The sequence below is a fragment of the Sinomonas terrae genome (assembly GCF_022539255.1).
In the GTDB taxonomy this organism is placed as follows: domain Bacteria; phylum Actinomycetota; class Actinomycetes; order Actinomycetales; family Micrococcaceae; genus Sinomonas; species Sinomonas terrae.
On the sequence record NZ_JAKZBV010000001.1, the window covers coordinates 2,568,410 to 2,579,192 of the forward strand.

Genomic DNA, 10,783 nt, shown 5'->3' on the forward strand with positions numbered 1-10,783 from the left:
GGACACCGAGGGTTGAAGGCGAAACGGAAAATCCGTAAGGCTGCCCGGGACCGGGCTGCGCCCTCAGCTTTCAGGAGCCTGCTTGCTGGCAAGACATCTCGTAGGCCGTGACCGGAGGAGCTATGGAACCTGAAGAAGAAGCTGTCGTCATTCCGCTTGTTCCGTTGGATGCGGAGCCGAGCAACGATGCAATGCTCCGGATGCTCTTGAACCGTGAGGCTATCGTCCTCAGCCGTGTTTCGGCGCCGGTTGCGGGGGCTCCGTCCGAGATGGTCGCCCAGACCTCGGGAGCGTTCGCAAAGGCGATCGGCCAAGCGGTCAGCCAGATCGGTCATGCCCCGTCGCCGCCTGACGGCCTCTACCGGCTGATCCTGCCGAGCGGTTCGGTGACGAGGGACCTTGTTCCAGCGGTCGGCGGCGGATTCCGGGGGATGGTTCGCGCCGGCGGATCGAAGACGATCTCCGGGCACGCTCGTCTTGTCCCGGCGGCAGCCGGCGCTGGTGCGGCGGTGGCGGCCGGACCGTTGATCGCGACTGTGGCTCTCGCGGTGGCCGGTGAGATGCTGACGCAGCACCAGATGAACAAGAAGCTCGAATCGATCAAGGGAGCGGTGCTCGGGGTTCAACGTCACCTCGACCGGGAGGACCGAGCAGTTCTGACGAGCGCGGGTAAAGCGGCGCGAACAGTCGCAGGTTATCTGCTCGATCAGGCGAGGCTGCCCGACTTCTCGAGCGCCTCTCACGCATTCGGCGAACTTGCGCAGCTGACGAGCGAGCAGGTCGAACGGCTCGACGGGTGGCTCGAGGTCGTCGCGAAGCATGAAGGTGCGGATCAGGTGAACGGGCCCCAACTGATGACTGCGCTTGTCGGCAAACGAGAAGACCAGATCGAGGAATTCGAGCGATCGGTGGCCCAGACTTACGAGGCGCTTGCACTCAGTGCGCGGGTCGTCGTGCTGGAGAAGATTGCCGCCGAATTCTCGAACCCGGGCCTGTCTCTCCCCCATGTCGAGCATGTCCTTCGCGACGAACTTTCGGCATTGTCCAACCGCCAGAACCAGCTTGTAGGGCTTCTCGACGATCTCAGCGCCATGAAGATCGATGGGGGCAGGCTTCCGAATCCGGTGGCCGTCAAGCGCATTCTCAGCGCACGGACCAGCTTTGGCCGCCTCGCGAGGGCGCTTCACGCTGCTCCTGACGGACTACCCCTCCTCACCGAATCCGATCAGACCGTCCTGGAACTGAAGCCGACGGCGAAGGGCTTGTCGGTCATCTCGCCAGCAAGCAGGTAGGAACTACCGCCACGTCGAACCGCGCGGACAACTGATGCCCGTGATCGTGCAATCCTCGCGCACCTTCGATTGCGATCGGGACCGCCGCCGCGGAGCCTCCGGCTGCGTGGCGACGCCATGCTCGATCCGCCGCTGCCGCTACGCCTCACGACCGCTATCCGGCTGAAGCGCAGACCACACCGGAGACACTGCGGCGCGTCGGGCGGGGACCGAGAGGCATGACACATGCCTGCCGCCGCTTCCTTTACCCGCTGGGCCGCGTTTGTGTTTGCTGCTGGCTGGAATCGGAGCGCCGGAATCGGCTGGCGAGAAGAGGACGTCCCCATAGGACTAGCTGGAACCGAGAGACCGTTTTCGAACTCCCCTGGGCGCCGCCTGGGCCGGCGGCGCTGCGCGAGATCCCCGAGGAATACCCGCAGGACTGGCAGGTGGAAGTCCCCGCAGCCTGTTCGATGAGGAATCCGGCGAGGACGAGGAGGTGCCAGACAGGGCAAGCGCATAGGCGAACCCGGAGGCTGCCGCCGAGCAGGACCTCGTCCTCACCCTAGACGCACGCAGCCAGCATCTCGCCGACTTCGGCGAGATGCTCCACGTCAGCCCTCCGGACCTCGCGGCCCTGGACTAGTCGTGGGGCGGCGACGTCCGAAACGTCTCCAGCATCGAACTCGAGCAGGGCCACCGCGGCCCATGGGTTCGGCCGAGCGGTCCTGGACGGCATCCGGGACGGGGTCGGCCGGTATGCAGGACTGGTCGTCCTCCAGGCGGCGCCGCTGCTCGGCGACGGCACCCCAGATGAGGAGGGCTGCTGCACCTTTTAGCCAGGCGCCCCCTGGCACGCTATTGGTCTGCTGCCCGGATATGCCCCTCCACGGTCACGTCTCACCAATCGGTGGACTCAGACGCGACGGGCAGAAACTGCTCGCCAAGGCCAGCGCCCGGCACTGACCGGCGGCCGATCGTGCAGGGCGCCGAAGCGTGGATGATCGGCCCCGTCGACAAGAGCCTCATACGCCCATGGCCACGGCGGGGGCCTTGGAAACGGCGAAGAGGTGGTCCTGCTCCACTTCGAGCAGGCAGGTGTCCCCGCGACATCGACCGCTTCTTCACTCCCCGCACTGCGGTCGACGGCGAGCCAACGCCGCATGACCCGGCCAGGGGTGATGATCTCCTCAAGCAGGGTCAGCCTCGAGACTTCGCACGCTCGACTTTGAGGATCTGGGAGGTCAAAGATGGAAACGCAGGCTGAAACGCCAGTTGCCAGGACACTCCGCAAACGAGCGATGTGGCCCGAATTACTGCACCCGTCACAAGGTGCGCGGCCGGTCGGCCTTCAGTTGTGAGGTCAATTTGTCAAAGAGTGTCTGCAGGTCCTCCAATTTGTGGCCCGCGCTGGCGTCGTCCGCCTGCAAGTCTTGCTCCAACTCTTCAAACCAGGGAACCATCGTCGTGTCATAGCCATCCATGAACCGTGCGAACCCCATGACACCCTCCGCGCCGGAAACGGACCGGTCCCGCATCAAATCCGCGATGCCGCGCTGCTCTTCACGCCACACCATGAATTGGGGGGATCCGTAGGCATCGTTGGCAAACGTTCGGCTAATCTCCTTAAGCAGGGATGCCACCTTTTTCGTTTCCTCTTCAGTGGCGAACCGCAATTCGCTTACGGAGTCGTACAGGCTTTCCACTACTGCCCAGTACCTGCCCAACCGATACAACGTGCTGAGCAGCGCAAGACGGCGGCGTCGCTTGTCCGGATGGTGAAGATATATAAGGAAAGACCCCTCCCGGATGTTTCTCAGACGGTCCCCAGCATCTCGGGCGGCGGACAGAAGAGGCTCTCGGTATCGGTTTAATTGCTCCAGGGCAGCGTGGCGTCGCTCTTCCCGAAGAGACTTGACCTTTAACTCCTCTTGCAGGCGCGCCAATTGCTGGGCGGATTCACCTTGCTGTTGAGCCACATCCCGGGCCATCCTCTTCTGCCGACCAGAAGTGATCAGCGCCGTGATTAAACCACCTGCGGCAGCAATCAAGGCCACGACCACGGGAATGTCCATATCGTCGGTGTCCTCTAGTTCGGTTAGCAAGTCACATCTCGCCCACAAACTGCGATGCAGTTGTTAAGTTCACGAGAAGAGGCGGTCAGGAGTCCTCGCCGATTCCCACGCCTGCGCTACTGTTTGGAGACCAGTCAAGGCAGGCAACGGCATCGTGGCTGTGTATGCTCTCAAGATTCCGTACCCGCACACTGTGCTCAAGGTTCTTGCTCCTAAGATCAAGTGTGAGCTCCCGGACTATATCCTCCGCGAAGGCGGGCCGATCGAAAGCTTGCATGGTGATAAGGCGTTCATCCGGGCGCTTTACTATTGGATAAACTGGGCAAGAACCCGCCGAACGGATGAGGTCGACGATGTCTGTCACCGACATAGGATAGGGATCGATGCCCGATCCAGTTATGGAAATGACGACTTCGCTGCGTTGGTTGTGCGCACCGTAATCGCTAATCGCCTTGCTGCAAGGGCAAAGGCTGGTGACCTCTGCCTTCACTCTCGTTTGAAGGGAAAATCTATCCGTGTCCAGCAACGCGTGAAAGGACGCATCGCATACTTGAAACCCTTCCAGCCCGGTGGCTGGAGACATCACCCGAGTGGCAATCGGCAGCGCGACGCTGACCTGCGCGACCTCGACTTCCATTCGGGTGACTACGTGCTTCATCACAAGTTCGAATTCTCTGGGATCTATTCGCCCCATGTGCTCGTGGATCAACTGCACCATGCGGCTCATGTGGGTCCCGCGTCGATCTGCCGGTAGGCGCACCAGTACATCGAATGAACCGATCATGGACTGAGCCAGGACGCCGTCAGAAAATTCGGTCGGATAGCGGACATTCGTCACGCCCACCTCTGCAAGTTCCACGCCGCGGTTATCCAACTCGTCCTGGATATCAGGAAGCCGCATCGACTTCCTCCCCTCTGTAGATACAACCGGACGTGCAGGTTTCCCACACATGGACGGCGGACAATAGCGGCAGAGCGTCTTTGAGACGTACCCAGATCCAGCGCGCGAGCACTTCGCTGGTTGGGTTGTCGAGTCCCTCGATCTCGTTGAGATAATTGTGGTCCAACTGGTCTTCAAGAGGCTTGAAGGCGCTTTTCAGGTCACCAAAATCCTGAACCCACCCCGTCGCCTCGGGAACTTGGCCCCTGACATGAATCTCCACACAGTAGGAGTGACCGTGCAGCCTGGAGCACTTGTGCCCTTCCGGAACGTAGGGGAGCCGGTGGGCTGATTCGAAAGTGAACTTCTTCGAGATTTCTGCGACGAACGTCATGGAATTCCTAAGTATTTGTGCGTTTGGAGACTGAGTTGCCATCGAGGATGATCAAGGCAGTACTGCACAGCCTTCCTCGTGTTCTCAGCGACATCTGGACCGTCCATCGGCTGCAGGCGGAAGGAGTTGAAGTTGAGCCCTTCAAATCCCTCGGGATCTGCTCCCGGCTGCGGGAACACCAGCTTTAGCTCGTTGCCGGCAGCCACAACCAGTTCGGCGCCGGCCTTCGGGCTCACGCACAGCCAGTCGATGCCTTCCGGGGGTACTCGCGTCCCGTTGGTCTCGACGGCCACATAGAATCCTCTGTCCTTGAGAGCCATCACAGCCGGGGTGTCCAACTGAAGCAGGGGTTCGCCTCCAGTGCAGACAACCATCCGATGGTCGTCCCACTCCCCCGGCCAGGCCGATTCGATGGCGTTTGCGAGTTCATCCGCCGTGTTGAACCGGCCCCCACCAGGCCCGTCCGTTCCGACAAAGTCGGTGTCACAGAACTGGCAGATCGCCCGGGCGCGGTCCTTTTCGTGGCCGGTCCAGAGGTTGCACAGGCTGAAGCGACAGAAGACTGCGGGGCGCCCGGCATGAGTCCCCTCGCCCTGGAGGGTGTAGAAGATCTCCTTGATCTTGTAGGCCATCAGGCGACCTGGTAGGCGACAGGATCGGAGGTGCCCGCTTCTTCGAAGCCGCGAAGTCGAAGCAGGCACGAGTCGCAATGCCCGCATGCTCGTCCTTCATCGTCCGGGTCGTAGCACGAGGAGGTGAGCGAATAGTCAACGCCGAGCGCTAGGCCGGACTTCACGATCTCGGCTTTCGTCATCGCGATCAGCGGAGTGTGGATCTTGAGGGCGTTGCCCTCCACGCCGGCGCGCGTCGCCAGATTCGCCATCTTCTGATAGGCCTCGATGTATTCAGGACGACAGTCGGGATAGCCCGAGTAGTCCATGGCGTTGACGCCGATGAAGACATCGCTGGCGCCGACAACCTCAGCGTAGGCAAGCGCAAACGAAAGGAAGATCGTATTCCGTGCCGGGACATACGTGACCGGGATCTCCTCGGTGTCCAGGTCGCTGGCGTCCTCGTGCTTCGGAACATCGTCCGGCGACGTCAGGGCCGAGCCCCCGAAGGTACGCAGGTCAATGTCGCAAACGATGTGTCCCGCCACGCCCTGTGCAGCGGCCACCCGTTTCGCGGCATCGAGTTCCACGAGATGACGCTGACCGTACCGGAAGCTCAGCGCATACGGCTCGTATCCCTGGCTCCTCGCGATCGCGAGCACAGTAGTCGAGTCAAGCCCTCCGCTGAGGAGGATTACTGCCTTAGGCTTTGACATCAAGGCTCCTGTTCGTTTTCGACGCTCGGCATAGCATCACGGTAGGCGATAACTGTACGTTACACTAGCTGCAACATGCCTGCAGTTTTCGAGGAGCGGTGATGCCGAAGCGTCTGACGATCGTAGTCACCTGCACTGACCGGAAGTCGTTGCCGACGACCCCTGAACGCCGCCTTCGTGCACTGAGTTCACCTTCCTTCTCCGATCGAGTTGACCGTTGGCGGCGGCAACTCGCGGTGGCCTCGGCGCGTACAAGCCTCCGCCGCCTGTATCAGGGTGAGGCTTGGTCACGGGTATCAGCGCTCGAGGCAGCCGCCGTCGGCGCAGGCTTTGACCCAACAGTCTATGTTGCCTCTGCTGGCGTCGGACTGCGTCACATTGACGAGCAGTGGCCGGCATACGGGGCGACGTTCTCGCCCGGCAACCCTGACTCGGTCCCGGGTGATGTCAAGGAACACCGTGAATGGTGGGAGGCCCTGAACTCCGACTCCCCCCACCTGCAAACTGTGGCGTCAAGCCACGACTCGGTGCTCATGGTCCTCTCGCCTCGGTACGCCAACGTTCTGAGCCCGGCGATCGATCAACTCGCTAGCTCCGCGGACCTGCTTGTCGTCGGAGGGTCTGGCTCTGTTCCAAAACAGCATCGACTGCCGGCCGATGGTGCGCTCCGGTCTCGGCTTGGCGGCACGATGAACGGAATCAGCATGCGGATGGCTGTGGAGTGGCTGAGCAGCCTGGAGACGGCCCAACTCAACTCGGCGGACAGACGAGGTTCGTGGGAACAGTGGGCGAACCGAGTCAGACACCACGAGCGTTATGCACGGGCTGCCCTTGGAGATGATGAGGTGCGCCTGTTCATAGAGCAAATACGTCATCGTGAACCATCGGTCACCAAAACTCGGGCGCTTCGCCAACTGCGCGACGGCGGCTATGCGTGCGAGCAGCGCCGCTTCTCGGAACTTTTCGAATCAATAGGACAGGCGGCGTCATGACCGAAGGCTGGATCGAACGGCGTGCCCTCAAGGTTCTGCAAGGAGATATCCCGCTGTACCTTTTCACCCTCGCTGCGGAAGAAGTCGATCAGGTAGCCGACGTCGCGCGCATCTCCCGGGACGAGGCCGGGAAGCTCATTGGCTATCAGCGTCCGGAGAAGAAGAAGCACGTCAACCAGATTCAGGAGTATCTGGACGGCGAAAGCGTCCTTTTCCCGAACGGGCTCATCCTTGCGCTGCCGACAGAGGTTCGGTTCAAGTCCAGCCGCGGGCCTGCAGCGAGTGACGGCCTCGCCGTCTCGGGCACGCTCGAGATCCCCGTCGCGGGGGGCGAGGGCGGTCCTCGGCCCGCGTGGATCGTCGACGGACAGCAGCGCAGCCTCGCCCTTGCTCGCACCCGCAATCGGCATCTCCCAGTTCCGGTCGCGGGATTCGTCACCGACAGCCTGGAACTCCAACGCGAACAATTCCTACGCGTGAACACGGTTCAACCATTGCCGGTCGCTCTCGTGACGGAACTCCTCCCCGAGATCGCACGTGTGCCTTCAGGACGCATGTCGACCCGCCAACTCCCCTCTGCTCTCGTGGACATGCTCGGCTCCGATCCCGCGTCTCCGTTCCATGGGCTCATCCGACGAGCGTCCACGTCCGCCGAGGACCGGAACCAAACTGTCGTCACCGACACCGGCCTGGTCGAGGCACTCCGCGAGTCCATCGAGTCGCCGTCCGGCGTGCTCTTCCCGTATCGGAACATCGCCGCGGGAACGACCGACACAGAGGGCATCCGCAAGGTCCTGCTCACATTCTGGAACGCCGTGAAGGCCACATTCCCGAACGCATGGGGCAAAACCCCGAATGAATCGCGATTGATGGGTGGGGTGGGGCTTCGGGCCATGGGCCGTCTTATGGAACGGGTGATGGCGCACGTCGACGTCAATGCGCCGGATGCAGACGCACAGGCACGCCGCGAGGTCGCACGCATCGCACCACAATGTCGCTGGACCGAGGGCGTTTGGCCCGACCTGAATCTGCCCTGGAACGAGCTTCAGAACACGCCGCGCCACATCAGCGCCCTGTCCAACTTCCTCGCCCGCGCGTACCTTGCCGAAAGGGCTGGCAACCGGTGAAGTTCTATTTCCCTGACAGCCAGGACCTCATCAGCCCCACTTACGACTTTCTGCACGACGAGTATGCGCCTCACCGTGTCCGGCAACGCGATGACCGGTACGCGCACGAGGTGCTCGAAACCCCGCCCTACCACGGAATACTCGTGAGCAAGGCGATCGTCGATGGCGGCGTCTCAGGCGCGGGCAAGTATTCGTCATCGCAACGGGCGCGCTTCTATCGCATGGGAGTGCGGCGGTTCTTCAGGCTTCCGGACCACATCGCCACCTTGGGCGACAACGGCGCCTTCAACTACGTGGGCGAAGAAGTTCCCCCGGTCACGGTCGACGGAACCCTTGATTTCTACGACGAGTGCGGATTCGATGCCGGCGTCAGCGTCGACCACGTCATCTTCGGATATGACGCCAACGCCACCCTGACGCAAGCAGACCCAGCCTGGATTCGACGTCGCGAAATCACTCTGGACTTGGCGTACGAATTCATGAAGCGCGTTAGCGAGCGTGGGAGCCATGTCGAACCCGTTGGGGCTGCCCAGGGTTGGAGTCCGACAAGCTATGCGGACAGTGTCAAACGACTTCAGGAGATGGGTTACACCCGAATCGCGCTTGGCGGAATGGTCCCGCTCAAGACCCGTGACGTGCTCCAGTGTCTCTACGAGATCAATGAGATCCGCAGCCCAGCCACCGAGCTCCACTTGCTCGGTCTGACGCGTGTGGATGCGATGGAGACCTTCGCGCAGCTAGGGGTAACGAGCATCGACAGCACCTCGCCATTCCGCCAGGCATTCATGGACGAACGGAAGAACTATCACACTGCCGACCGGGCCTTCGCCGCGATCCGCGTGCCGCAGGTAGACGGCAACGTGACCCTCCGCCGGGCGATTCTCGCCGGAGACGTATCACAACGCGACGCCATCGAAGCCGAACGCGAGACCCTCCGCGCCTTGCGATCGTTCGACGGATCTCCGAGGTCTCAGAAAACTGCTCTCGACGCACTCGCCCAGTACGAACGCGTGAACCGTTCCAAGAAGTCCTACCTGGACGCCTACGAAGAGACGCTGACCGCGGCCCCCTGGCTGTCGTGCCCTTGCAGGCTCTGCCGGACGCACGGCATCGAGATGGTGATCTTCCGCGGCACCGAGCGAAACAAGCGCAGAGGCTTCCACAACCTCACAGTCCTCGCAAACAAGATTTCCAAACTCGCCACCCCGGAGGCACTCGAACAATATGTCTAACACCGAGTTCTTTTCACTCCCCGCCGTCCGGGTCCGCCAGGGATCCCAGTACATCTACGCCTTCGGGGTGGACGGCAAACAGATCCCCCGCTTTGCAGCCGTGAGTCGGGTGCACCGGAAGGACCAGCAACTTGCTGGCTATCAGCGTCCAGAAGTGCAGAGCCACATCCGTGCAATCCGCCGATACCTCGAAACGGACGGCGCGATCCTCCCGAACGCCATCGTGATCGCCTTCGACGATCGAGTTCGTTTCGAACCCGTCGACCAACCCCAGAACGGGGTGGACTACTCGACCATCGGCCGTCTGCTCATCCCGGTCGACGACTCGCTCCCGGACGACGAGAAGCCGGCCTGGATCGTAGACGGTCAGCAGCGAAGCGCTGCCATCCGCGATGCCGAAATCGAAGCCTTCCCGGTTGCGGCCGTTGGATTCATCGCGAAGGACGAGGCCGAGCAGCGTTCGCAGTTCATCCTCGTGAACAACACCAAGCCGCTTCCCAAGGGCCTGATCCACGAACTCCTGCCCTCGACTTCGGTGAAGTTGCCAACGACCTATGCACGTCGCCGACTCCCGGCGAGCGTGCTCAACCTCCTGAACTTCGGTGCAGGCGGCGGCAGAGGCCCCTTCACTGGCTGTATCAGCACGCCAACCATGGCAAGCGGCTATATCCGCGACAACAGCGTCCTCAAGATGATCGAGAACAGTCTCTACGAAGGTGCGCTCTACCAGTACCGACACGCAGACGACGGCACCGGCGACATCCCCTCAATTCTCCTGCATCTTAACCACTTCTGGGGCGCGGTTCAGCGCGTATTCCCCGAAGCATGGAGTCTCCCGCCGACCAAGTCCCGCCTCACCCATGGTGCCGGAATACAGGCACTCGGGTACGTGATGGACTCGCTCACGGAGGGCGTGCCGGCTGCAGACCTATCGGATCTCGCTATCGAGGAAACCCTCAGGAATCTTCGAGATGAGTGCGCCTGGATGGACGGTTCATGGCATTTCGCCGACGACCAGGTACGCCGCTGGAACAACATCCAAAACACCCCGAATGACGTTCGCCTCCTGACCAGTCACCTGCTGAACCTGGTCCGCCACGCGAGTCCCGTGCGTTGAGTTGCGCGGGCTTGCACGGTCTGACTTCATTCAAAGGATGAAGCGGGGGGCTTCTGAATTCCTCACCTAACGGACGCCGAGCGGGCATCGGCACGTCGACAGGCGGTGCGGACGGGTACCAGTCCCACCTCCGCAGGCCCGCTCGGACAGGAACAGTTGAGCACGACTCTCGTGGGGGCGCGAACCGGCGCCGTATGGGGCACCGGGGGCCACTAGGCGGCGCTCCGCGGTGAGTTGGAGACCGTTTTCTCTGCGACTTGTGATCCGCTACGCTGAGCCAAGTGCGGATAACTCACTTCAGTAATGCAGATTAAGGGGGCTGAAGGACGCGGAATGAACCGCTTAAGGGACGAGACCCTGTCAGTGCA

Annotated in this window: 9 protein-coding genes; 4 read left to right on the forward strand and 5 right to left on the reverse strand. The window is 61.8% G+C overall.

Annotated elements, in window-relative coordinates; genetic code table 11:
- Nucleotides 1-431: 431 nt before the first annotated feature.
- The gene (locus L0M17_RS11920; RefSeq protein ID WP_241054177.1) at nt 432-1,292 is read left to right on the forward strand and encodes a hypothetical protein; all 861 of its coding nucleotides are present in this window, start codon (nt 432-434) and stop codon (nt 1,290-1,292) included.
- Between the two features lie 1,304 nt (nt 1,293-2,596).
- Here the strand turns inward: L0M17_RS11920 and L0M17_RS11925 are convergent.
- The 5 genes from L0M17_RS11925 to queC all read right to left on the reverse strand — a co-directional run bounded on the left by L0M17_RS11925 (nt 2,597) and on the right by queC (nt 5,947).
- Nucleotides 2,597-3,346: a hypothetical protein gene (locus tag L0M17_RS11925; protein WP_241054178.1), complete on the reverse strand. Its 750-nt coding sequence runs from the start codon at nt 3,344-3,346 to the stop codon at nt 2,597-2,599.
- An 85-nt stretch (nt 3,347-3,431) separates the two neighbouring features.
- Nucleotides 3,432-4,247, reverse strand: coding sequence for a GTP cyclohydrolase FolE2 (gene folE2 / locus L0M17_RS11930; protein WP_241054179.1), 816 nt, complete (start codon nt 4,245-4,247; stop codon nt 3,432-3,434).
- On the reverse strand, nt 4,234-4,620 hold the full coding sequence (gene queD, locus L0M17_RS11935) for a 6-carboxytetrahydropterin synthase QueD (protein WP_241054180.1): 387 nt from the start codon (nt 4,618-4,620) through the stop codon (nt 4,234-4,236). Before queD ends, folE2 begins: the two co-directional genes overlap by 14 nt.
- Nucleotides 4,617-5,252, reverse strand: coding sequence for a 7-carboxy-7-deazaguanine synthase (queE, locus tag L0M17_RS11940; RefSeq protein ID WP_241054181.1), 636 nt, complete (start codon nt 5,250-5,252; stop codon nt 4,617-4,619). The genes queD and queE overlap by 4 nt, the downstream gene beginning before the upstream one ends.
- Nucleotides 5,252-5,947, reverse strand: coding sequence for a 7-cyano-7-deazaguanine synthase QueC (gene queC, locus L0M17_RS11945; RefSeq protein ID WP_241054182.1), 696 nt, complete (start codon nt 5,945-5,947; stop codon nt 5,252-5,254). The genes queE and queC overlap by 1 nt, the downstream gene beginning before the upstream one ends.
- Before the next feature lie 988 nt (nt 5,948-6,935).
- On the opposite strand from queC, the gene dbpB (L0M17_RS11950) reads away from it, so the two are divergent.
- The 3 genes from dbpB (L0M17_RS11950) to dbpB (L0M17_RS11960) are packed head-to-tail and all read left to right on the forward strand — an operon-like array spanning nt 6,936 to nt 10,415.
- On the forward strand, nt 6,936-8,066 hold the full coding sequence (gene dbpB, locus L0M17_RS11950) for a DGQHR domain-containing protein DpdB (protein ID WP_241054184.1): 1,131 nt from the start codon (nt 6,936-6,938) through the stop codon (nt 8,064-8,066).
- A complete protein-coding gene (gene dpdA / locus L0M17_RS11955) occupies nt 8,063-9,298 on the forward strand; it encodes a tRNA-guanine transglycosylase DpdA (protein ID WP_308196869.1) in 1,236 nt (411 codons plus the stop codon). Before dbpB (L0M17_RS11950) ends, dpdA begins: the two co-directional genes overlap by 4 nt.
- Nucleotides 9,291-10,415, forward strand: coding sequence for a DGQHR domain-containing protein DpdB (gene dbpB / locus L0M17_RS11960; RefSeq protein ID WP_241054186.1), 1,125 nt, complete (start codon nt 9,291-9,293; stop codon nt 10,413-10,415). Before dpdA ends, dbpB (L0M17_RS11960) begins: the two co-directional genes overlap by 8 nt.
- Nucleotides 10,416-10,783 lie beyond the last annotated feature (368 nt).